Genomic DNA, 22,883 nt, shown 5'->3' with positions numbered 1-22,883 from the left:
ACAGGTGGTAAATCGTATTCAATGGTGTACCACTTTTGGTATGACATCGTTTTTAGAACTCATTTCATCAACAGGATGAGTGCGAACGAGACGATTTGGGATGCAGTGTAAGGCGTGGCCTGCAGCTAAGGCTGGTGCCTTAGCGATGGCAAGGTAATAAATTTCGCGCTGCAATGCGCCTAAAACGTCAGTTCACTGAGGGTTTGCCTCATAACTTGCCAGACTGCGGGGGTTGACAAATCGACTCGTTATCAACAGGCAAAGCTATTGACTGCCTCGTCCGCCTTGCCAGCCCACGTTATGAGGCAAACGCATCTCACCCCATTGATGAAATGAGTTCTAATATTACCCACGCAATCAACAATTGAACCGAAGTCTGCTTGACGGGTCTTTTCCTTGTCACTATATTGCCCACTGCTTAACAATCAACTTACTACGCTCATGAGCATCGTTGCCTACTACGTACAGGTCTCCCTTGAACAACTACAACTGCTCAGACAAAAACCTGTGCTCTTGTGGCAGATGAAAAATGATGCACGCTTTGCCAAAGCCGCCATGCTGGACGTCGATCAGGACTGGCAAGTGATTTCATGGCTGGCTTCGCCCAAAAAACGTCTTGAGCAGCAAGACTATGTGGCCCGCATGCATGTGCTTGACCGTGAAGAACGCGGTACAAAAAAGACAGATAAAGAAGCTTTTAAAAAAGCCGTCGAGCAAGAAATGCGCAAGATGGGTAATCAGCCGCAAGATACTGACGCCATGCCTACCGACCCGCTATTGAAGGGTATAGAAGGGCGTTGTGATAAAGCGCAACGTGATACGGCGATCAATTTTGGCCTGGGTGGCCCCTGCGTTTATGCACCAACTGAAGTCAAGGCAATTGCAGATGCCTTTGCACTTACCAAAGAATCTGCGATCAAGTCGCAATTCAACCGCGTCACAATGGCAAAATATGATGTAGGTGGCATGTCCTGGAAAGAAGAAAAAGATAGCGTCTATGAAGACTTCCTGCTGCCATCTTACCGCGCCGTCAGCCAGTTTTATCAGTCTGCCGCCAAGGCGCAGAATTATGTGCTGGTGATTTATAATTAATGAGTAGTCATCAAGTGCATTGCAATGCGCCACATGTGGAGGCAAACACATCAATTTTTTTGCCTGTTATATGGTGACACCTGATATCAGCACCCAGTCTCTCGCCTTGCTATTTCTTGCCAGGGTTTTTTCACGCCAGCTTGTTTGAGTAACAGCCAGTCTGTCGTTTCATAGCCTTCGCGGCGCAGCAAGACGACCTTGCTGTCATTTTGTTCTGTGGCCAGGTGATCGATAAAGACGATGCGGGCAGCCTCTGGTTCTGAGCCAGATGGCCCGCCTATATTTATTTCCGAGTAGGCAGCCAGGTAAATATTCTCCTCAGTTTTCGTTAGCAGTAGCAGGACAGAGATACTTCTTTGCTTCCAGTCGTCATGCAATTGCACGAGCAGGGTCGCGGTATCGTTATTGTGCAACTGGATTTCATGCACTGATGCCATCTCCAGCAAGCGTGCGCGCCATGCTGGTGTGACACGCCGCTTCACCAAGGCTGCATCCAGTATTTTTAGCGCGGCCTCTCTTCTTTCGTCAGCAACTATCACCTGCGTGGCCCTGCTTTTAGCTGGCAAAGGCAAGGTAGTCATCAAGCCCTCAGACTTCGCGTCTTTCAATATGATGGTTTCTCGGGGGACGCACGCATCAGGGGTAGCATCAAAATCGAGCTTGCTGACCGCGTGCCTGACAGCGTTGCCTTTGGCATGGTAAGACCACACATAGGGTATTTGCTGGTAGAGGTTTTGATTCAACTGAACTTGCTTTGTAGCTGCATCTTGCTGCAACAGGCTGAACATTTCGAATTTACCAGCGTCCGACAGTTTAAACAGAGGTATCCCATCGTAGAAAAAGTAATTGCCAGCCCATGCATTCATTGAGAATAAGGGGAGCAAGAACAAAATCAATGTGGATAGACAGTTATGCATGTGTTGATTTTATGAACTTAGCTGTGCAGGTGCGATCGGCAAAGTAGAAACGCACACATATTGAAAAAACTACGAGTCCCAGGAGCAATGCACTGCATAAGCATGGCCCCTTGCAGAAAACAGATATACGTCCCAGATTGCCCCGAGATCAATTGGCGGCAGATAAGCCCGACCTACACCTGCCAGCATCCATTGCTCTGGTCGGCCAAGCAACTCGTTCATTTCTTCGACAAAGCCATCAAATAATCGGATATCGATTTCTTTTGTATCATCCACTTCATATATTCTCCTGCGTGAACATAGCCACTGGCGCAATGAAGTTGGCAGCCCAGATAAAGTCAGCGTGTCTGGTGGATAAAACTGCAGCCTGTCTTTTTCTATTCTGAGGAAAACGCCCAAAGGTGATAGTGCATTTTCCAATGGTATTTCACCAAGGTAGCAACATGAAAAACTGCTGCCATCTGCTTTCAATGCTGCAACAGCCAGCAAATATCCTTCCAGTTTATGTACTGCTGCTTGTAATTCTGTTGTCATGATATTGTTGTTTATTGATGGCTATTTTCAGCGTGCACTCTGATCAGATTTGCCCACTTTTCTTTGTCGGTATCAAGATAGAGCAGGCGACAAAAATCCACGGCAGCACTGTAAATACCTGCGCAAAAATTACTACATTATCTGCATTCTTACCTAGCAAGAGTTCGCCGATTTCGCAGAATATCACCCAGGGTAAAAAATTTAATGCACCCAGAACCGGGGCGATAGCCAGCAGAAATGCGCCTAAGGTAGCAGACTTTGTTTTAAAAGCGCGGACCGCAATGGGGACTATCATCAGCAATATGGGCGCCAGAAAAATCAAAGCTCCGTATACTCCGGCGATTGATGAGAATTGGAATGCCAGCCACCATGAGAAGCAAGCCGCCATGAGAAAAATGATCGTGCCAAGAACTTGCATAAAATGTGAATCAGTGAGTAGGTTGCGCTGCAATGTACAGTATGTGCGTAGCATATACTGCAATGCTAATTTACCACGGCATGCAACACCAATATATAGCTTATTGTAGTGTGCCCAACAAGAGGTGTCGCACCTACCTATCACTCACCATTAATCCTCTTCAACCTCTGTCCCAAAATCGCCCAGACACAATCCTCACCATCAACATTGCCGACTATCGCCCAGCCTGTGCCTATCTTTTCTACGATGGTGGCGCATTCTAGTTCTGCACCAAGTTTTTTTGCCCAGTTCTCGGCGGCGCTTTTGCCTTTGAATAGTTCCTTGCCTTCAAAAATCACGGTGGTGTCAAAGACGGGGGCGGCGAATACGGTGTTCATGTGGTGGGTTCCTGAGGGAGGGGGCTTATGCGGTATGTAGGGGATATTGTAACTTAACACTAAGAGCGATGGTCAGGTGCTCTGCCTCATTGACCATATAACAGCACCAGTTCCATGCTGTTTGAACCCGGCTTGCCCTGCTTGATGACTTCTGCGGCGTCGTCATTCATGGTGTGAGCTTGCAGGATCAGGAAATAGGCAGTGTTATTGATGCCATTGAGCTTGCCCTGGTTGCTGGCATAGTAGGGGAATCGTTCAGGGTAACGCGTCCATTGTGCAACGCGCTGGTAAGCCAGAGACAGTTTCTTGCCTGCGTCCGTTTGGTATAAATTTTTCCCGAGTTGCATAAAAATTTCTGCCGTGATGGTGGCGGGATGCAGGGTGTAATGGGTATAGCTGATACCGTTGATGCCTTTGTCGGGGCCGCCGCAAAAATTATTGGTGTTGCTGCGGCAAATTTCCAGCGGCATGCTGCCATCTTCTGCAACCTGGTTTAATAACAGGGTTTGCCAGCGTTGTTGTGCGCGTTCCAGTTGCTTGTTGTTGCCGGTATAGGCGGCAATGCTGGCATCCATCAGCACGCCCCAATTGCCGTGGTTATTGGCCTTGTCGGCATGTGACAGCGGCAGCGCCACTTTTTGTAGCATGCTGATGAAGGCGCTGTCATCCCAGGGGCTGGCATCGCGTACCCAGCTGGCGGCGATCACCAGTTGCGGGATATTGAAATTGAGCTCGGCTGCGCCCTGGTCTTTTGATGCATGTGTCAGCGTCTTGCCCCAGGCATCGGCGATTTGCTGGGTGTGGCGCGCATAGACGTTGTCATGACTGAGCTGGTAGCACAGGGCCGCGCGATAAGCTACCCCGGCATCTGTGTTCAGGTATTTGCCGCTGGGGTCGTGGCTGACACCGTCAGCCGTGTAATGGCGTGCCGGGCTGTAATCAGCCACGGCGTGGGTGGGTTGCGTCAATTCTTTATCGCAGCGCTTGCGCAATGCTGCCCAGCGTGCGGGTTCTTGTCGCAAGACGGTAAAGCGTTCTGCACTGATCATCAAGGGTTGTGCGGGTGTGACACTGCTCTGCGCATGGCAGGGGAAGGCGAGCAAGGCCAGAACGAGACTGGATATGATGCGGCCTGGATTATTTTTCATGTTGACGATAAGCGAGCTGGATATGATCGGCATGATACCGTGTCCTGGCAAGGCGAGGTGATAAAGGACAGCTCTGCTCATATGCCGTAGCGATTGTTGTAGCAAATTGCGGGTGGGCTAATGCTCACATTGATACAAAAAAGCATGCGTTTTTTTCTCCAGCCAAATGTGCAGATTTGCACAGCCTGTTCGCCTTGTAATCGCAAAATAATGATTTACCATGATTGCTACCTGTACAGGTCTGCATCTGGTTTGGCCCGCGCTTGCCCAGATGGAATTCCAAAAAAATCAGGAGACAAAAATTTCAACTGCTTTATTTTCTGGCTCATTTTTGAGCTTGCGCGCACTTGCTTGCTGAGCTGGTGCGCACGTGCATGCGTATTGCGTTCATCACCAAAACAAGGCCAGGAATACGGAAGTATGACCACCCTGGTTGCCGGGCCTTTGGGGGAACACTTTGCTGAGCTAATCTTCGCCGTATCTTCGCCGTATCTTCGCCGTATCTTCGCCGTATAAATGCAAAGCGATTGGTGTGCAAAAAACAGGGCCCGCAAACTGCTTCAAATTATATAAATAAAATAACGGAGACATCAATGAACCATATCAAGACCATGTTGCGGGCAGTCATGCTGCTCGCCTGCACATTGCTGGCCAGCCTGACAGCCCATGCAGTCACAGCCGGGCCAGGCAGCTGGAGTAGTCAGCAAACCTGGGCGGCTGACAGCGTTAATGGCGGCAACCTCACAGGTTATTTTTACTGGCCTGCCGCACAGCCAGTGCTGGCAGGCAAACGCGCACTGGTGCTGGTGCTGCACGGCTGCACCCAGACCGCCTCTGGTGACGTGATTGATAAAACCAGCGACAAGGGCTTTAACTGGAAAGCGGTGGCTGAGCAATATGGTGCCGTCATCCTCGCGCCGAATGCGACTGGCAACGTCTATAGCAATCATTGCTGGGACTATGCCAATACTACCCACACCCGCAGCGCGGCCGGGCATGATGCAATCTTGCTTGACCTGGTCAACCGCTTTGTCACTAATCCACAATATGCGATTGACCCCAACCAGGTGTACGTCACTGGTTTGTCGTCTGGTGGTGGCGAGGCCATGGTACTGGCTTGCCTGGCACCTGATGTATTTGCCGGTGTCGGCATCAATGCTGGCCCACCACCCGGCACCACTACCTTGCAAATTGGTGCCGTACCCTCAGGCTATACTGCTACCACCGCAGCCAGCAAATGCCAGGCCATGGCGGGCAGCAATGCGACAAAATTTGCGACCCAGATTGCCGGTGCAGTCTGGGGTACCAGTGACTATACAGTCGCGCAAGCCTATGGCCCCATGGATGTGGCCGCCATGCGCCAGGTGTATGGCGGTACCTTCACCCAGGGCAGCAGCGTCAGCATCGCGACTGGCGGCAACAATATCCCCTATACCGATGCCAATGGCAAAGTACGCACGCATGAGATTACCGTCAGCGGCATGGGCCATGCATGGCCTGCGGGCAGTGGCGGCCAGAACAGCCATTATGTTGATAGCACGAAGATCAACTATCCGGTGTTTTTGATGGACTTCTGGTTCAGGAATAATCTGCGTGCATTGACCGTACCCGCACCGGTGATGAGCAGTTGCTCCAGCTCAGGCATCACAGCGACCAGTGCGACTATCAATGGTGCTGCTACTGCCAGCGGCAGCATCGCCAGTTATACGGTTAACCTCAGCGGCCCTAGTATTGTCAACGATACCGCAGCAGGAAGTGGCGGCAGCTTTGGCAAAAGCTATAACCTCGCCAGCGGTTATTACACAGGCACAGTCAAGGCCACTGACAATCTTGGTCAGGTGTCGGCCAGTTGCGCTATCCCGCAATTTTTGGTGGGCACTGCGCCAGTGATATCGGCACCAGGTGGCTTGAGCGCTGGCACACCCACGGCCACCAGCGTAAGGCTGAGCTGGAATGCAGTCAGCGGTGCCACTGGTTATAACCTGTATAGCAATGGCAGCAAGATCACTGCATCCCCGCTCAGTGCTACCAGTTACACCGTTACCGGCCTCACAGCCAGCACCAGCTATAGCTTTGCCGTTTCTGCCGTGGGCAGCAGTGGTGAGAGTGCCTTATCCTCAGCCGTCAGTGTCACTACTGCATCTGGCTGGACGTGCAGCGCGGTCACCGCCAGCAACTATGCCCACGTACAGGCAGGCCGGGCGCATGACAGTGGCGGTTATGCGCTGGCCAATGGCTCCAACCAGAACATGGGGCTGGATAACCTGTTCTATACCAAGACGCTGGCACAGACGGCAGCTGGCTATTACATCATTGGTAATTGCCCTTGAGTCGGATTGACGTTGCAAGGTGAGAGTAGGCAGTAGCAGGCATGCCGGACAAGCATGTCTGCTAGTGCGCCTTTACTTTGTCATTGATGTGTAGCGCTCTAATTTGATGCAAGAAAATGCAAGCGATTAACTGATGTATTTGCTGCTCAGATATCACGCCTGGCATTTGCGTTCAGGATGACCAGAATTTCCACCATGGGCGTTTGACTTCAGCCAGTGGTGCAATGGTCTTGGATTCTATGATTTGTACCCCGCCACAAAGAGGGCAAAAGCTGGTAAAACCATCCATCTCTGCATCTGCTGGTATGTTGGGAAAAATGACTTTAATCAAGTCTGACGGCGCATCAAACATGTGCGTAAAACCGCACTTGTCACAAGGCTGGATATTCCAGGCAGATTTTTCTTGCAGGTATTTTGCAGTCAGCATGACTGGATGCTCGACCCCAGCCAGCGCAAATTGTATCTGCTGATTTTGTCGCACCGACTGTAATTGTGTTGGCGCATTCAAGACCGTGCCACTCAGCACTTCATTTTCGAGTCCGTTTATCCTGACCCAGACCAGTTCCGGGCGGCGCTCTGTCAAGCGTGGCCCGCCGTCGTGCACGATGACTTGTAAATCGTCAGGGTATTCAGGATGCAGTTTGCTTTTCAGAGCAGGGTGATCGCGCCAATGCATAATAGAGTCTTTGCTTGATTTAAAAAATACCGGGGCAAGGTACAGTATTTGTTTAGCAGAGTGCCATGAATTGCCAATGCAAATCCTTGGAACTCAAAAACAATTCGTCGTTACTGTGCTGCCAAAGCGCGTGGATTTGCAGGTTGTTGGGTAAGACGGTGCCTGCTGTATGATCACGGGTTGTGGTGGTGGAGGTGGCCTGAACATTTGCTGCATTTGCATGCCCTGCAAGAAATCGACATTCCTTTGCAACTGACGGTTCTGCTCCAGTTGCGCACGTGCCTGGGCTTCTTGCATGTTCAGCATGCGGCGTGCTTCCGCCTGTCTTTGTTTTTCTGCTTCACGCTGTTGCTGGCTCTGTGCCTCGGCAAAGCGTTTTTGTGCTTCGGCTTCTTGTCTTTGCTTGGCGTCGGCAAATTCCTGCGCCTGGATTTTGGCACTCAGGGTATCTATTTTCTGTTTGAATTCTATGTCCAGCTTTGCGCGCATTCTGGCTGTATCGCCATACGATGATTTGCCGCTATACAGATCAGCGAAACCAGAACGCAAGTCGAGGCGGTAGCTGCTGATGATATTGTTGGCCTCTGGCGGCAAATACTTCTTGCGCGGCTCTGCCTGTATGTCTATGCATTTTTCCCATTCGGCCACAACATAGGACAAGGCCGCTTTTTCTTTGGCATTGGGTTTGCTGGTATTGGCCAGCATTTCCATAGGCACGGCGTTGCTGCCAAAGGGAGAGAATTTGCCGGCCAGGGATTTTGTCCTGGCATCCTCAGTGAGTTTGTTCAGACAGGCGCGGGATTCTTGTATGTTCTTTTCAGACTCGGCATCAAATGCAGCTTGTTGCTGTGCTGCGATTTCCTGGCGTTGCTTGTCCAGTATGGCGACTTTATAGTTTCTGACTGAGGCCATCAAATCTGGATAGAAATTGTACAGATTGTCTATGCGTTCCTGTGACTCCATGTCACCCTGGGCTGCCGCTTTTTCATACCACAGCACTGCTTGCACGATATCTTTGGGCAATCCACCTTTGGCATTCACATACAGCCAGGCCAGATTGGCTTGCGATTTCGCATAACCCTGTACGGCAGATTTCCTGTACCAGGGTTCGGCCATGTCAAAACTTTGTGCAACATGACGGCCACTCTCATAAAAATGGCCGACCTGGTACTGGGCCGCAGCATCGCCTCCATCCGCCAGTTTCTGGTACATCTCAAAAGCGGCTTTCAAATCCTGGCGCGCATAGGCCGCATCGGCTTCTGCCAGGGTTTGCGATATGGCTGGCAGACAGACCATGGTCAGGGCGGCAGACAGGCACAGGTGCAAGGTTTTTTTCATGGCGCAGACAGTGGTGGATAGCCCGGTCATGGTAGCAGATTAGCGCTTTCCCGCCCATCAATTTACTGTGGCCAACTGGCCCCCGTAATCAATACGTCCCCTGAATCTGATAAGGCGCAGTCAGCCATTCATAGCCTGTGGTCGTGCTGCCTATATGCCCCAAACCAGGAAATGAAATATGTGCACTGCCAACCAGATAGCCCTTGCTTGCCGCCAGTTGCAATAAATATTGGCGTGACCTGACCGCAGTCGCAGCATCAACATCATAGGCGATGGTAATCGTTGGGTCCTTGAATTGGGCTGCACCGGCATGTATGAGGTCACCCCACAGCAACAAGTTTTTGCCCTGGCTGCTGATCAGGTAGGCGGTGTGGCCCGGTGTATGGCCGTAAGAGGGGAGGCTGCTGATACCGGCAAACAGTTCTTGCGCACCGTTGAAGGTTTTCAGGCGGCCAGCGTCGGCATACGGGTTCACCGTGGCGCGTGACTGGGTAAACGTCAGTTGCTTTGCTTCTGGTGCAGCCTTGGCATTGGCCTCGCTGAGCCAGTAGCTGGCGTCACGTTGATCAACATACACATCAGCATTCGGGAACAGGCGTTTACCGCCAGCAGAGAGGCCGCCCGAGTGGTCGCCATGGATATGCGTGAGCAAGACCGCATCGATTTGCTCAGGCTGGTAACCGGCAGCGCGCAGATTGCGCAGCAGCCGGTTGCTGCTGCCACTGCCATCGCTGGCAGCACCAAACAACTCGCCCGCGCCGGTATCGACCAGCAAGAGTTTGCTGCCGGTGTTGATCAGATAGGTGTTGATTGATAGTTCAGCAGGCAGCTCTTCATGGTGATGGGCATAGGCTGCGCGCACTTCTTCAGGTTTGCTCATGATCTCATCGACATGGCGGGTTGCTGTGCCGTCTGACAACACTGTGACTTCAAAACTGCCCAGCATCATGCGGTAAAAACCGGGTGCCTGGAACTTGGCCATGGGTCTTGCTGCCCGGTTTTTTTCTGGCACCTGGGCCTGCGCATTGGCATTGCCTGAGATGGCTATTGCCAGGCTCAGCGTGCTGGCAAGTATGAGAGCGGTTTTGATGGTGGTTTGCATGATAAAGCCTTTTCGTCTGATGTTGAACAGGGCTTCAGTATAGAGAGCTATTATGATGAAATAATGTAGTAATATCTTATTGAACTATGTAGTAATACTAATGAATTGGATTAACTGATGCGTGCGAGTGAATTTGCAGAATTCAAGGCCTTCGTGGCCATAGCAGAGAGGCAGAGCTTCGCCAGGGCGGCAGCTTTTCTGGAAGTCACACCATCTGCACTGAGCCAGGTGATGCGGCAACTGGAGACCCGTGTCGGTGTGCGGCTCTTGCACCGCACTACACGCAGCGTTTCGCTGACGCAGGCTGGCCAGCAATTGCTCGATCATTTGCGCCCCGTACTGGAAGGCTTGGAGAAGGCGACAGAAGCTATCAATGACTTTCGCGATACGCCTGCGGGCACAGTGCGCCTGACCGCGCCACGCGTCGCGACAGAATTGCTGCTCGCGCCGAGGCTGGCAGAATTCCACAAAACCTACCCGCATATCGTGCTGGATATTTCGGTAGAAGATAAAACCGTGGATTTGGCCAAGGGCCGCTACGACGCAGGCATACGCCAGGGAGAATTGCTGGCGCAAGACATGATCGCCGTCAGCATAGGCCCCGAGCGCCGCTTTGTCTGTGTCGCTGCAAAAAGCTATCTCAGCAAAAACGGCACGCCGCATACCCCACGTGATTTGCAAAAGCATGAATGCATACGCATCAAGCGTCCGAGCACCGAAGTGCATATCCCCTGGGCTTTCATGGACAAAGGGCAGTCACTGGAGATTGCGGTTACAGGCCATCTCATCGTCAATGACGCCAACCTCGCCCTGGCAGCCGCCCTGAACGGCGCAGGCATTGCCGCCCTGGCAGAAGACCACGTACGCCCTTACCTGCAAAGCGGACGCCTGCAAGAAGTGCTGCCTGATTTTGCAACTATGCGAGCGGGCTTTTATCTGTACTACTCCAGCAGACGCCACATGACGGCAGCCTTGCAGGCCTTGATTGCATTCTTGCGGGTGGAAGGCGTTAATTAGCAGGAAGGCGGCATCAAAAAAATGCCGGATCAAAGCCGTGATGTAGTCGCAACGGCAGGTGCATTGTGATGCGCCGCATGCAAATTGCGCATACGGCAAAGTGGGATGAGCGCGGCATGCAGAAATCACATCCGGCGGATACTTAAAATAAATTGATGTCGCATCTTTTGTTTTAGAATAGGCTGCAAACCAATTTCCTTTTCCTCCGGCAAAAAGACAAACTCATGCGCAATTTCATCAAAGCCATTCTGCTGATGGCATTATTAAGCATCTCTGCATTTGCATCAGCAGGTTTTCTTGAAGACAAGCTGATACCCAAAGAAGAATCTGCTTTCGCAAAAGATTATCTCCAGCATGTGCATGACAATGATTTTGCCTATGTGAAGAGTAAGCTGGATCCAGAATTGCTGCCAACCGTGACTGACGATAATTTACTGCGCATCAGTGCTTATTTTCCTGGTGGTGAGATATTATCGACTGAACTGATCGGTTCACAAGTCAATATCATCAATGGCGTCTGGACCGGCAATTTCACTGTCGAATACCATACGAAGTATGGCTGGGCCGTAGGATTTGTGGCCTTGAAACGCATCGACACTCAGTTAATCGTGACCGCCTTTAGCGTTCACAAGGCCAATGGCTCGCAAGAAGAACTGAACCGCTTCACATTGTCTGGCAAATCGGTATTGCACTACCTGGTATTGATTGCTACCGTCTGTATTCCCCTGTTCATACTCGTCACACTGATCACCTGCATCAAGACGCCTATCCCCAAACGCAAGTGGCTGTGGATCGTCTTCATCATCCTGAGCATAGGCGCAATTCAAATGAACTGGACATCTGGCGAATATCGTTTGAATCTGCTGCAATTCCAGCTGTTTGGTGCAGCCTTGATGACGATGAGCAAATATGCGCCGTGCGTGCTGACTGCAGGTTTCCCAATGGGGGCGATACTGTTCTGGTTCTGGCGGCCCAAATATGTGGCGGCGGCAAAGGCTTTGAAGCAGGCCGAAGTAAGTGAGAAGCTAAGTGAGAAGCTAAGTGAGAAGGTGATTACTTAATATTTGCGCCACTCATTTTAGAACTTAATAAAATACCGTAAGATAATGGGCCTTGCATGCTTTAGTCCATATCGAAAATCAATTCTATGTTCACGCGCTTCTTTTCAAATTTTTTCATACTCATCCTCCTGGCATATAGTAGCTATGAGACTGTGTCAGGTTTTTTCGAAAACCGTAGCTTCAGCAAGCATGGGAAAGTCGCCGAGACTGAACAAATCCGGAAATATGAGCAAAGCGTTCACACACGAAAATCGCGTGGACATAGTCCTGATGTGACCGTGACAAACGAAGCCATGATCAATTTCACGACGGCAGACAATCAAAAAATCAGCGTCAATAAAAAACTGCCAAAAGACATTCTGGAAAAATACCAAAAGCATGATCAGGTCGATATTGAATATCTGAGTACTGCACCTGAAACAACGCGTTGGATAGGAGAGAAGCGGGATGTGCGCGGTTCCTTTTATTTCTGGCTGGTCATGGCAGTGATTACCTATTTTTCCATGTTGATGGGGAGTAAGAAAAGAGACTGATTTTTTGATGCAATTTCAGTATCTTGGGTGCGTTGTAAAACATCCTTCGCAGGAAGATAAATAAATTTATCGATTTGGACAAAATACATCACGCATGTATCAGTTATTTTTCTGAAATTTTGCGTTTCAATGAAACGGTTAATGCGGTGCGCCATAATATATGCGTGCTGACGGTAACCGCGTCGAAGCGTGAGAACCGTCAGCGCGTTGTACGGCTTAACTTGTCCTCCAAGATCTGCCGGAGAACATGAACCTCATATTTGAAAAATAAAAGTTCCGGCAGAGTGTTTATCCACGGGCATCCCTGTTCTTGCTTTCAGCCAGTGGTTTGAGCGCTTCTGTGATGAGGTCTGTCGTTCCAGCCAATCTTTCCAATGCTGGAAATTTCTCGCCGTCGTGATAATCGAGATTGATTATGCGGCTGTTACCAGCATCTTGCACTGTTACAGTGATGGTCTCCGCCGTGCCTTGCGCCTGGCGTATCGCTTCTTGCATGGCATTCTTGGAATAATTCTTGCCGTTGACCAAAGTGATTTTCATGTTGGGTACCAGACCGGCGCGTGCAGCCGGGCCATCAGCTAGCACGTCGCTGACCATGCCGTTGCCATCAATCGCCGCCGCAATGGAATACAGGAAGCCATTGCTGCCACGTAAAGCCGCAAAGGTATTGGGCGTGCTGCGATAGACCAGCCGGTAACCGCCCTGAGTCAGGCCGCCATGCGGTGCGTTGGGACTGAGGGACAGCAGACGCTCGTCAAAGAATTGTTGCCAGTCTGCCGCCACGACTGAGTTCAAAGCGGCGACCAGTTCGGGTATGGTATAGGGTACGACCTTGGCGTCAGTGTCACCACCATTGCCAAAGAACAGACGGTTAAAGTCGTCCAGTGATTTTTTACCCCCGCTTTTGTTGCGGATGGTCATATCCACATCCAGCCAGATCAGGCCACCTTCTCCGTAAAAATCAAAGCCATCGCGGCGCAGACTGTTGTAGCTGCCACTGCTATTCCACAAAATCATTGCCATGGTGGCTGTGTCTTGCAGATTGCGCCAGGTCTTGCCCGGACGTTGGTCAAAACGTGCAACGGTTTCTGCCAGCGCATCGAGGTATAGTTCTGGTGTCCATATGCCAGCGCGTACAGTGAGCTGGTTGCCCAGATAATCGGTCAGGCCTTCATGTACCCACAAACCACCGCCATCTTGCGGAACCTGGAAATTGGGAGTAGCAGCCCCGGCGGGGCGGCGATATTTGCCGTTCCAGCTATGGACAAAATCGTGTGGTATGAAGCCACCGAAAGCCAGGCGCATGGTGGGGTCGGTCATGAAGCGGGCTGGCCTGCGGCTGTCCAGCGATTCATGATGGTCTCCCGCCAGGCCAGTTATCTGGTCAGACAAGCTGAGCAAAAGATGGTAAGACCGATAATGCCGGTTGCCAAACATCAGGCCGCCCTGCGTAATCATCTTTTCTAACTGTTCAATTTGCTGCGGGCTAATGTCCATATTGGCGGGAGTATCTGCCACCATATCCAGATAATGCGGCTGCCTCGTTCCCGGCGCTAGCGGAATTTCCTTGAAGTTTTTTCCGGCAATGACGGGTGCGTCTACCAGCATTTCCAGCGATACTGGTTTGAATACTAAAGCACTGTCAGCAGCAACGGCTGGCGTGCCACGGACAGTTTCCAGTGAACTTGCATAACGCCAGCCTGCAGGCAAAAACAGACTGGGCATGACGGTAATGTCTGCAACCTGGGTATCTGGCGTGGGGTAGGCATAAAGCAGCAAGTTATTCCAGCTTAACACTGCCAGGTCATTGCTGGCGCTGCCTTTTGCAGTTTCGCCATTGGGCGTAGTAATGAAATCGGTCTTGATCTCCAGCGTGTTGACACCTTCGGGTACCGTTATATGGTAACTATACAAATCAAGCGCATCGCGCCGCCAGGGAATCGTTTGCGTGGCTTTGCCCACATCGCTATTGTTTCCGCTGATGCGCAGGTTCACTTGCTGGTCTATGGCGGCGAAGGCATGTTCGTTGGGTATCCATTTTGGGTAAGCCAGTGTCATCTTGCCGGGGCGCACGGTGATGGTTTCTGTCGCATGTACTATCTTCTTGTCTACATCGCGCATATCAACATTCAGGCTGATAGATGTTTGCGCCTTGGCATCAGCAGCCAGCGCCGCAGAACATGGCACGATACCTAAGGATAAAAAGATAACAAGTGGTCGGATTGCCAGTTTCATCATGCGCCCAAATATTGAAATAAACCAGCAGGATAACTTGGCGAGACGCCTGGGGATATCGAATAAATATAATGATGTCCATTACGATTGTTAATGGATCGCCTGTTTTTCGACTTTATAAGATATTGCTGAAATCGATTATTTAGGACAGGTGGAAGTTAGCCTTAGCAGACAGGTCACTGTAAATTAGCTCAGGCAACGGTATGCACGGCGCACTCTACGGCTTTTTGGGAGACTGCCAATCAAGGCCGCAACCACAGCTTGCGAAAATCCATCCAGCCGTAGCGGGCCAGGGTCACGCCGCCGAGTTGCGGGCCATAGTCTATGCCGTGGCGGGTGTGGCGCATGGGTAGTATCCAGGCTTGGTCTACCATGCGGGCGAAGCAGGTTTCGATGAGGCTGGCGCGTTGTGTTGCATCGGCTTCTGCGGCGATTTCTGCACTGGCCTGCGCCAGCCAGGTGCGGGCTGCTTTATCCATCATCTGATTGATCAGTGATTCTCCGGCCAGCCAGCTCAAGCTCTTCTTCTGCTTTATTGATGCTGCTGTCCAGCATGCTGCCATGGTAAGGAGGCATGATACGGGCAGCGGCTACGACCTGCTCACCTTCGCAGATATCAATATGGATGACAGGTGTCGGTTCATAAGCAATGCTGCTAGCAACCAGTTTTACGGGAGTCGCATTAATGCAGTGGAATAGCTCGGCCATGTAGTTTTTTATCCGTGTTCAATAACAGCAATGTGAAAGTATCTGCTTCTTTCACTCTGATGTGAGGCACGCTTATTTTTCATCTCCATCAGTACGATGGCCAGGATGGGCAAACATCTTGTTCACACCAGGCCAACCGTAGGGCGCATACAGGTGAATAATGCAAACCGCACCGTAAGCAAGCATGAAGCCAAATAGTATGCCGTTCGTTATTGCCAGCACGGCTCCAAAAATACAGCCAGCCAGTGCCAGGACTTACGCGAAGCGGTAGGTTCGCTCGTTTTTCAGCCATAGCAGGAGCAGCAGTATCAACGACACTGAGATGGATGCTGTTGCAAGCGCTGGATGTAGATGAAGTTTATTGAGTCGATGTTCATCCAGGTTGAACCAGTGCACATCCATCATCTGCCCCAGGCTCAATACCAGGGTTGCGACCGTGTGAACCGACAAAAATATAAGTGCCTTGCTGCGGGCGTTTTCCATGTAGATTTTTTCTGTATGGCGAATGTTCAAAGCGGAAACTTGCTGAAGTATGCTACGCGTTTTACAGTTGAAAATAGAAAAGACAGCCTGCCACCCGGGGATATGGCGATGTTCATTGTGCTTCTGCGTGCATCCCATTCTGTTTTTATTTCCATGTCGTAGATACGGCAATTGCTGACATCGTCAACATCATAATCCATATCTACGTCTGCCACATTTGAGAAAATAAAGAGGGCCAGCTCTTTTCCCGGATATTCAGGCAGACCTAGCAAGTTGGCATTGATGTCATCTACCTCTAAGGTCAGTGTCTTGTCAGATGGATTTGCGCTTGCATGAAACCGGGCATCATGCAGCCCGCCAAGCGCGAGAAAAAACGCTGCGGGATCTGGTATGTCAGTGTGCATGATGAATATCTTTTGTAATTGCCTGTGAATCTGCTCATCACGGCTGAGCACAAACATGGAACCTGCACCAGCCCCCAATACATGCAAAGGCTGGAAACTCTCGACTTGCGACCAGAAAACCCGCGCTTGCTCACTTTGCTCATCAAATACTGAAAATCCAAAGTGATTCACCGATACCGCATGCTGCTCACGAGGTGGCTCAGCCTCATACACATACCACTCATCAAAACCCGGCGTCGGCAAATCGGCTATGTCTTGCACACGCGGACTGACAGCCAGTGTATTGTGCACTACCCAGTCTCTTGCCATTTTTGCCTGATCAGGCTGGTAAGAGCCGCCATCACAAGCAGCAATTGCTACTTGCCGCCCGAGAACCAGTTCAGGGCAACGCTGGATCAGTGTTGTCAGTGAGGGATCGAAGATATCTGTCCATACGATGATGTGATAGCCGTGACGGTAATGTGTTTTTTCCTGCATCTGGGTATTCGGGTTATTGCATGGTGTAGGCCAGGTTCATTTTCCATCTTCATCTGCACGATGGATGGGTTTGGTAAATATGCCCAGGCCGTTTGGAAACGCTAAAGGTGCACTGTAAGCGATGACTCTACCTGCGCCATACAGCAATAAAAAGTCCGCGCCTGTGGCATAGACAAAAGTGATATATACACCATAGATGCAGGTTGCCAGGGCAACGGCAAACATGAGTTTCCAGCTTTTCTCATGCTGGAACCACAGCAAGAGTAAAAGACTGCCGGAAAGGGCCAGTTGCACTGCTGCCACATTTGGGTGGGCCAGCAAACGTGCCAGGCCAGTGTTCTCGTCGAAGTACCAGTCCAGGCTCAGCAACCGGGTTCCTTCAATGATGAGGATGAAGGCAATATGCAGCAGCAAGAAAAACACGGCATCTTTGTAAAATTTTTTCATGGGGATTGATTTTGAAAATTTCGCACTGTAATTGCCGGTTGCTATTTCGGAGTTTGCTTTCAACCCTTACAGTTATCTATACACTTGAAATTCGATTTCCAGATAGATCTTGGAATAGAGCCAGCTTATTTTCCATCTTTAGCAGCACGACGAATGGGTTTGGAAAAAATACTGAAAACACCTTGAAACGCTAACGGCGCACTGTATGGATTACTTGGCCTGCAACGAGCATCAACGACAAATCTATACCAATCATAAAATGGTAGCTGATGTATGAACCGTAGATACAGGCTGCCAGCGCAATACCAAACATAAGCTTGTATGTTTTTTCATTCTTGAGCAAGAGTAAAAATAGTAAACTGGCTGAAAATAACAAATGGACCTGCACCAGTTCAGGGTGTAGCAACATGCGCCCAAATGCAGTTTTTTCAGAGAAAGACCAATGCACACCAATCAGCTGTCCGTTTGTCAGGAGCAGGACGTCTGCTATATAAAATAATAGAAAAAAAACAGTGACTTTGTAATTGTTTTTCATGAAGAAAAATTATCCTGAAAGATAGGCATACCTATGGAATTCCCTGCGTGATTTTTATGTTTGTTATTGGCATTTAGGATGTGACGCACGATTTCTGGTAAACGCTCAAAACCAAAGGTGCATTTTATTTCCAAACGAGAGAGCATATTATTTTTTGATCGAAAAATCATGCTCCACTATTGAAGTAAGGTTCCAGGCGCACAAAAGGCTCAAGATAAAGCCTGAACCCTGCTTCTTTCTTTGAGCTGCCGCGTGAATATTCACCTATCGCCAGTCGCCCTAAAAATTCCAGATACTTGCCGCGCTTGTCATCGACCGCACTGATGTTCTTGCAGTCTATGAGTTCAAGATGAAATAAGGGTGTATCCTGACCTGCGACAAAAACGCTGACGGCCACGTCGCCATCCAGAGTTGAATCAATGAGCTGTATCGTCGCCACCGGTGTCGTGAAGGTGTAAGTGATGGTACGAAATTCATCTTCTTCAACCGCTGAAGCGAGGTCGAGAATATCAAGATAAGCCAGGCGTTGTTTGCCTGCGGCGATGAGGTCGGCGTTGTTTGTCATGGAGAATACAGCCTGTACAAATCAGAGAAGATGTACATAGCTTAACATGGCATTAAAAAATTGCACATTCAATACCAGATCACAATCATCAGGATATCTTTGTAGGTTGATACGTTTTACTTATGCGTGTGTGCTTGCTACATGTTTGGTATGTACAGCGTATGGGTTATTGATATATGTGCCTGTGATCACGCTGGTAGGGTGCGCCGTGCGCACCGCGTTTGATATGACGGGAAAATAAATTTCCCTGAAAAAACGGTGCACACGGCGCACCCTACTTGTAATTTTTTAAGGCCGCAACCACAGCTTGCGAAAATCCATCCAGCCGCAGCGGGCGAGGGTCACGCCACCGAGTTGCGGGCCATAGTCTATGCCGTGGCGGGTGTGGCGCATGGGTAGTATCCAGGCTTGTTCTACCATGCGGGCGAAGCAGGCTTCGATGAATGCTGCGCGCTTGGTCACGTCTGCCTCTGCGGCGATTTTTGTGCTGGCTAGCGCCAACCAGTTGCGGGTAGTTTTGTCTGTCATCTGCTTGACCAGTGATTCTCCGGCCAGCCAGCTATACAGGCCAAATTCCATGTCATTGTCGAGCACGTCACCGGCAATCACCACGTCGGCCCAGTGCCGCCAGTTGTAGGGGCCAAATTCGGGAAAGGGCAGGATGTGAATGGTGACATCGGCGCCTGCCTCGCGCAATCTGTCTGCTACGCAATGGGTAAGAGCGATATGGCTGTCGAGTTCATAAGTCACCACGTCGAGGTGGGCAGGCAGGGTGGGTGCTGTCGTCGTAGTTTGCTCAGGTAAATGCCGCCATTGCGGCAGCATGCCAAAGGCCATGGGGCGGGTTTCTTTGGCGGCCAGTTCAGCCGCTGCGGGGCGCAGCCATGCGCCGATGGCGAGGCGTGCGGCAGGAGTAGCAAATTCTGCGCGTGCCGGGTTCAGCATGACGAGGTCGCAGCCTTGTTCGAGGGCGCGTATCTGCGACCAGCTATCAGCTGGTGCAGGTACTTTTTCAGGCGAGGCATGGGCCAGGTGCAGATCGACTTCCGGCAGCGGGCTGCCATGCGGCACGACCCATAAATCGATTTCATCGAGCAGGGCACGCTCGCGGAAATAACCATCAAATGCTGCCAGCGTGGCCCGGTGTTCATTATTGCGTATCAGCCGGAAAGGCCCGGCACCTATGGGCAGCGTGGCAAAATCTGCGCGCTGCGCATCATCCATCGGTACGATCACGGCAGCATGGTGAGCCAGCAGATGCAGCAGTAAATGATCCGGCTTGTTGAGTTGCAGCTTCACGCTGCGCTCTGTGCCGCTGACGCTGGTCAGGTGGGCAAACATGGCGCGATAGGGGCCGTCTGTATCGCGGGCGCGTTGCAGGGTATAGACCACATCTTCGGCGCGCACCGGGCGGCCATCGTGGAATTGCAGGCCGGGCCGCAAGATAAATTCCCAGTGACTACCATCGGCACTAACATCCCATCTGTGCGCCAGTGCCGGGATGATCTGTTCGCTGGCGCGGTCATACTCCGTCAGGCCAGCGCAAATCTGCATGATGATGTGCTGCTCTGTACGGCGGTTGATGTGGATGGCATCCAGTGCATGCAGGGGGCGGTAAAAGGGCATGCGCAAAGTGCCCGCACGGCCACTGCCAAGGTAACCGGGCAGCGATTGCTTCAGGCGTTCACGCCCGGCATTTGGCAGGCCATCAAAGGCGGCTTCGAGCTTGCCGTCAGCCAGCAAGTGATGCAGCCTTTGCAGGCGCAGGCTTTCATGATCTTTCAACAGGACGAGGCGTGAGCGATGACCACGCCCATTGCCTGGTTGCCAGTCTATCCAGCCTTGTTCCTGCATGCGTTTGAGCAGCAAGCGGGCATTGCGTTCGCTACAGCACAGGGCGGCAGCGATCTGGGCCAGGTCGGGCGCATGGGCGCTGGGGTGCCATTCGGCCAGACGCTGGAAGTGATCAAGCAGGCGCATCTTTGTCCGGTAATAAAGGGGGAAAGAAATATCAGATTCTATCCGTTTTTGTGTTTCCGCCTTTGATATACGCTAGTGGGCATTGTTCAACCTTGCTTGATATTCTTCATGTCCACTCCCTCGCTTTGGCAACATCCCAACTTTCGCCGCCTGTATGCATCGACCATCAGCTTTTCATTGGGCACGCAAATCTACCAGCTTGCCATGCCGCTGATCCTTTATCAACTGACGCAATCTGCCGGGGTCATGACGGGCATGCGTGCGGTTGAATTACTGCCCAACCTGTTGCTGGCGATGTTCATTGGCGTTTGGGTAGATCGCATAGACCGTGGTCGCTGGGCACGCTTTGCCATTGTCGGCATCGTCGTACTGACTGGCATGCAGGCAGTGTTGCTGGAGAATGGTGCGCGGGCTTTGTCTTTTTTCTTTATCACCGCCTTCCTGCTGATGACCCTGCATTATCTGTATGCGATCTGCCGCATGGGCATGCTCAAGGAAATGCTGCCTGAACAAATGCTCTTGCCTGCCACAGGCCATTTGACGGTGTTAAGCCAGGTGTTCAGCATCCTTGGCCCGGCGCTGGCTGGTGCCGTGATCTCCATACGTATGGACCTGGGCCTGTGGCTGCCCATGCTTGCCATGCTGCTGGCCGCCTGGCTGCTCAGGGATTTGCAACTGCCAGTGCGCAAGCCAGATGCAGATGGCTTCTGGAATGAATGGCGCGATGGCTGGCGCGTGCTGGTCGCCAATAAACCGCTATGGCACCTGGCCTGGCTGGTCGTCATCATCAATGGCAGCGCGGGCGTGGTGGATGTACTATTCCTGTTCCGTGCCCGTGACCAGTTGCAACTGAGCGCAGCCGAAGTCGGCCTCATGTATGGCGTGGCAGGCACAGGTGGCGTCATCGGCGGCCTGCTCGCCAGCCGCCTGCGCCAGCACTTTGGCCTGGGCCGCCTGCTGGCACTGGAACTGGGTGTCGAAGCCTGTTCCATGCTCTTGCTGGCCTGGGGCAGCAGCATTCCCTTGCTACTGCTGGCGCTGGCCATCAACAGCTTTTGTACCGTCATCGGTAACGTCTGTATCTGGGGCTACCGCCAGGAGAGTACAGACAGCCGCTACATAGGCCGCATATCCGGCCTGACTGGTTCGCTATTCAAACTGCTGATGCCAGTGAGCCTGGTATTGTCCGGCGCATTGGTGGGTGACTTGCCGCTGGCCTGGATATTGAGTGCCTGTGCGGGAACGCATTTTTTGCTGGTGGTGGGGACGCGGGTGTCGGCGGTTTATGGGGTGGAGTAGGAAGAGGTTATTTGATCAATTTTAAGGTGGTGAGGAATGGGAAAAGTAGCGATATAGAACGGTAAAAATAATTCATAGTTTGAACAAAAAATATGCGATAAAGCAAGCATATGCTAATCCTATTACTTGCAAAATTCTAGAATAGTCCTTTGCTTTTTTCGTTTCTTGATTTGATAGAGTACGGTTCTCAGGCTTAGGTCCATTGTCAGCTAATTTCAAATTGACCCAAAAGATGCAGACCCAGATTAATTGACACAATAGAACTGAATAATAATCAATATATGGGTTGTGACGAAAAATTTTCGTTAGCATGTAAGTGATAATAAACAGGGGAATGAAATTCATGAACCCTAAAATAGGCGAAATCGCTAATATAAAAAATCCTTTTGCAGGAGACTTTTTAATAATGCTAAGGATAGCAATTGGAAATGCAAAGAAGACGATTGGGCCAAAGAAAATGACGTATTCCAATTTTCCCGTAGCGCCAAATGGATATATGCCCTGACCTAATATCTGCCCAAGTATCGTGGTAAATTTCCAAACAAAAAAACCGATGATGAGTGAAATAATCGTACCGATAGCCTGCAGCATTTGATTTCTCTTTATTTTTGTAGGTTAGTTTTGATCGTCTGGCCCATGTTGTAATTGAGCATTTCTTAATTTGAGAATTAGCAAAACCAGCCATGGAAGCGTATTGACAATACCTGCGAAATAAAAGGCTGTATAGCCATTTTTTCCATATATCATTTCCCCGAAGTAAACCAAAAAAAAGAAAGGGATACAATTCAACAAGCCAAAGATAGGGGAAATAGCCAGTAAGAATATACCAGTTGCTACCGACCCCTTTTCTATTCTTTTTAAAGCGGCTGGAGCCACAGCTATGATAATTGATGGAAAAAATATGATCCATTCAAGAAAACCACTACTCCCAAACGGATAAGCTCCCTTGGATAGGACGATTACTATCATCCAAATGAAAAAGCCAAGGATCAGTGAGAAAATTGTTTCTATCGCCTGTGACATAGTTATCCTGAAATGCTGATAAGAGAAGTGAAATGATGCGCATCTGTATCACGAAAGTGAGCTTGCCCGCATAAAACGTATCCCTTACTGAGGGTTTAAAATTCAGTTAAGGAGAGAAGCATGTCACAAAACAAACGAGCACGCTATTCGCAGGAATTCAAGATTGAGGCGGTCAGGTTGGTGC

Annotated in this window: 25 protein-coding genes; 6 read left to right on the top strand and 19 right to left on the bottom strand. The window is 50.6% G+C overall.

Annotated features, from left to right (window positions below; genetic code table 11):
- Window positions 1-441: 441 nt before the first annotated feature.
- A complete protein-coding gene (locus tag ACO0LN_RS28740; protein WP_422979914.1) occupies window positions 442-1,092 on the top strand; it encodes a DUF1877 family protein in 651 nt (216 codons plus the stop codon).
- An 86-nt stretch (window positions 1,093-1,178) separates the two neighbouring features.
- Here ACO0LN_RS28740 and ACO0LN_RS28735 read toward each other — a convergent pair whose 3' ends face one another.
- From ACO0LN_RS28735 to ACO0LN_RS28715, 5 genes are all read right to left on the bottom strand, one after another.
- Window positions 1,179-1,958, bottom strand: coding sequence for a hypothetical protein (locus ACO0LN_RS28735; RefSeq protein ID WP_422979912.1), 780 nt, complete (start codon window positions 1,956-1,958; stop codon window positions 1,179-1,181).
- A 120-nt stretch (window positions 1,959-2,078) separates the two neighbouring features.
- Window positions 2,079-2,543: a hypothetical protein gene (locus tag ACO0LN_RS28730; protein WP_422979910.1), complete on the bottom strand. Its 465-nt coding sequence runs from the start codon at window positions 2,541-2,543 to the stop codon at window positions 2,079-2,081.
- Window positions 2,544-2,586: 43 nt separating this feature from the next.
- The gene (locus ACO0LN_RS28725; protein WP_422979908.1) at window positions 2,587-3,015 is read right to left on the bottom strand and encodes a hypothetical protein; all 429 of its coding nucleotides are present in this window, start codon (window positions 3,013-3,015) and stop codon (window positions 2,587-2,589) included.
- 86 nt (window positions 3,016-3,101) lie between these two features.
- On the bottom strand, window positions 3,102-3,338 hold the full coding sequence (locus ACO0LN_RS28720) for a hypothetical protein (protein ID WP_422979906.1): 237 nt from the start codon (window positions 3,336-3,338) through the stop codon (window positions 3,102-3,104).
- Window positions 3,339-3,424: 86 nt separating this feature from the next.
- A complete protein-coding gene (locus tag ACO0LN_RS28715; RefSeq protein WP_422979904.1) occupies window positions 3,425-4,519 on the bottom strand; it encodes an alginate lyase family protein in 1,095 nt (364 codons plus the stop codon).
- Window positions 4,520-5,097: 578 nt separating this feature from the next.
- On the opposite strand from ACO0LN_RS28715, the gene ACO0LN_RS28710 reads away from it, so the two are divergent.
- Window positions 5,098-6,816 (top strand): PHB depolymerase family esterase, encoded by a 1,719-nt coding sequence (locus ACO0LN_RS28710; RefSeq protein ID WP_422979952.1) that lies wholly within the window; start codon window positions 5,098-5,100, stop codon window positions 6,814-6,816.
- Window positions 6,817-6,988: 172 nt separating this feature from the next.
- Here the strand turns inward: ACO0LN_RS28710 and ACO0LN_RS28705 are convergent, their stop codons facing one another.
- From ACO0LN_RS28705 to ACO0LN_RS28695, 3 genes are all read right to left on the bottom strand, one after another.
- The gene (locus ACO0LN_RS28705; protein WP_422979902.1) at window positions 6,989-7,492 is read right to left on the bottom strand and encodes a hypothetical protein; all 504 of its coding nucleotides are present in this window, start codon (window positions 7,490-7,492) and stop codon (window positions 6,989-6,991) included.
- Window positions 7,493-7,585: 93 nt separating this feature from the next.
- The gene (locus tag ACO0LN_RS28700) at window positions 7,586-8,830 is read right to left on the bottom strand and encodes a hypothetical protein (protein WP_422979900.1); all 1,245 of its coding nucleotides are present in this window, start codon (window positions 8,828-8,830) and stop codon (window positions 7,586-7,588) included.
- Between the two features lie 88 nt (window positions 8,831-8,918).
- Window positions 8,919-9,932, bottom strand: coding sequence for an MBL fold metallo-hydrolase (locus ACO0LN_RS28695; RefSeq protein ID WP_422979898.1), 1,014 nt, complete (start codon window positions 9,930-9,932; stop codon window positions 8,919-8,921).
- Between the two features lie 117 nt (window positions 9,933-10,049).
- On the opposite strand from ACO0LN_RS28695, the gene ACO0LN_RS28690 reads away from it, so the two are divergent.
- The 3 genes from ACO0LN_RS28690 to ACO0LN_RS28680 all read left to right on the top strand — a co-directional run bounded on the left by ACO0LN_RS28690 (window position 10,050) and on the right by ACO0LN_RS28680 (window position 12,543).
- A complete protein-coding gene (locus ACO0LN_RS28690; RefSeq protein WP_422979896.1) occupies window positions 10,050-10,949 on the top strand; it encodes a LysR substrate-binding domain-containing protein in 900 nt (299 codons plus the stop codon).
- Between the two features lie 224 nt (window positions 10,950-11,173).
- Window positions 11,174-12,010: a hypothetical protein gene (locus ACO0LN_RS28685; RefSeq protein ID WP_422979894.1), complete on the top strand. Its 837-nt coding sequence runs from the start codon at window positions 11,174-11,176 to the stop codon at window positions 12,008-12,010.
- A 152-nt stretch (window positions 12,011-12,162) separates the two neighbouring features.
- A complete protein-coding gene (locus ACO0LN_RS28680; protein ID WP_422979892.1) occupies window positions 12,163-12,543 on the top strand; it encodes a hypothetical protein in 381 nt (126 codons plus the stop codon).
- A gap of 288 nt (window positions 12,544-12,831) precedes the next feature.
- Here the strand turns inward: ACO0LN_RS28680 and ACO0LN_RS28675 are convergent, their stop codons facing one another.
- The 9 genes from ACO0LN_RS28675 to ACO0LN_RS28635 all read right to left on the bottom strand — a co-directional run bounded on the left by ACO0LN_RS28675 (window position 12,832) and on the right by ACO0LN_RS28635 (window position 20,377).
- Complete coding sequence (locus ACO0LN_RS28675) at window positions 12,832-14,778, bottom strand: PDZ domain-containing protein (RefSeq protein ID WP_422979890.1); 1,947 nt, start codon at window positions 14,776-14,778, stop codon at window positions 12,832-12,834.
- A 242-nt stretch (window positions 14,779-15,020) separates the two neighbouring features.
- A complete protein-coding gene (locus ACO0LN_RS28670) occupies window positions 15,021-15,257 on the bottom strand; it encodes a hypothetical protein (protein ID WP_422979888.1) in 237 nt (78 codons plus the stop codon).
- Window positions 15,250-15,486, bottom strand: coding sequence for a hypothetical protein (locus tag ACO0LN_RS28665; RefSeq protein ID WP_422979887.1), 237 nt, complete (start codon window positions 15,484-15,486; stop codon window positions 15,250-15,252). The genes ACO0LN_RS28670 and ACO0LN_RS28665 overlap by 8 nt, the downstream gene beginning before the upstream one ends.
- 255 nt (window positions 15,487-15,741) lie before the next feature.
- Window positions 15,742-15,969: a hypothetical protein gene (locus tag ACO0LN_RS28660; protein ID WP_422979885.1), complete on the bottom strand. Its 228-nt coding sequence runs from the start codon at window positions 15,967-15,969 to the stop codon at window positions 15,742-15,744.
- Window positions 15,970-15,995: 26 nt separating this feature from the next.
- Window positions 15,996-16,850, bottom strand: coding sequence for a hypothetical protein (locus ACO0LN_RS28655; RefSeq protein WP_422979883.1), 855 nt, complete (start codon window positions 16,848-16,850; stop codon window positions 15,996-15,998).
- Between the two features lie 36 nt (window positions 16,851-16,886).
- Window positions 16,887-17,297, bottom strand: coding sequence for a hypothetical protein (locus ACO0LN_RS28650; protein WP_422979881.1), 411 nt, complete (start codon window positions 17,295-17,297; stop codon window positions 16,887-16,889).
- A gap of 190 nt (window positions 17,298-17,487) precedes the next feature.
- On the bottom strand, window positions 17,488-17,832 hold the full coding sequence (locus ACO0LN_RS28645; RefSeq protein ID WP_422979879.1) for a hypothetical protein: 345 nt from the start codon (window positions 17,830-17,832) through the stop codon (window positions 17,488-17,490).
- A gap of 166 nt (window positions 17,833-17,998) precedes the next feature.
- Window positions 17,999-18,397 carry a hypothetical protein gene (locus ACO0LN_RS28640; RefSeq protein WP_422979877.1) on the bottom strand — a complete coding sequence of 133 codons (399 nt, stop codon included), beginning with the start codon at window positions 18,395-18,397 and terminating at the stop codon, window positions 17,999-18,001.
- A gap of 288 nt (window positions 18,398-18,685) precedes the next feature.
- Window positions 18,686-20,377, bottom strand: coding sequence for an ABC transporter substrate-binding protein (locus ACO0LN_RS28635; protein WP_422979875.1), 1,692 nt, complete (start codon window positions 20,375-20,377; stop codon window positions 18,686-18,688).
- Window positions 20,378-20,485: 108 nt separating this feature from the next.
- On the opposite strand from ACO0LN_RS28635, the gene ACO0LN_RS28630 reads away from it, so the two are divergent.
- Window positions 20,486-21,676 (top strand): MFS transporter, encoded by a 1,191-nt coding sequence (locus tag ACO0LN_RS28630; RefSeq protein ID WP_422979873.1) that lies wholly within the window; start codon window positions 20,486-20,488, stop codon window positions 21,674-21,676.
- 72 nt (window positions 21,677-21,748) lie between these two features.
- Here the strand turns inward: ACO0LN_RS28630 and ACO0LN_RS28625 are convergent, their stop codons facing one another.
- The gene (locus ACO0LN_RS28625; RefSeq protein WP_422979871.1) at window positions 21,749-22,267 is read right to left on the bottom strand and encodes a hypothetical protein; all 519 of its coding nucleotides are present in this window, start codon (window positions 22,265-22,267) and stop codon (window positions 21,749-21,751) included.
- A 24-nt stretch (window positions 22,268-22,291) separates the two neighbouring features.
- On the bottom strand, window positions 22,292-22,699 hold the full coding sequence (locus ACO0LN_RS28620; RefSeq protein WP_422979869.1) for a hypothetical protein: 408 nt from the start codon (window positions 22,697-22,699) through the stop codon (window positions 22,292-22,294).
- Window positions 22,700-22,883: the final 184 nt, after the last annotated feature.

It is taken from the genome of Undibacterium sp. TC9W, from assembly GCF_049339865.1.
GTDB lineage: Bacteria > Pseudomonadota > Gammaproteobacteria > Burkholderiales > Burkholderiaceae_D > Undibacterium.
This window is presented reverse-complemented; position numbering and strand designations above follow the sequence as displayed.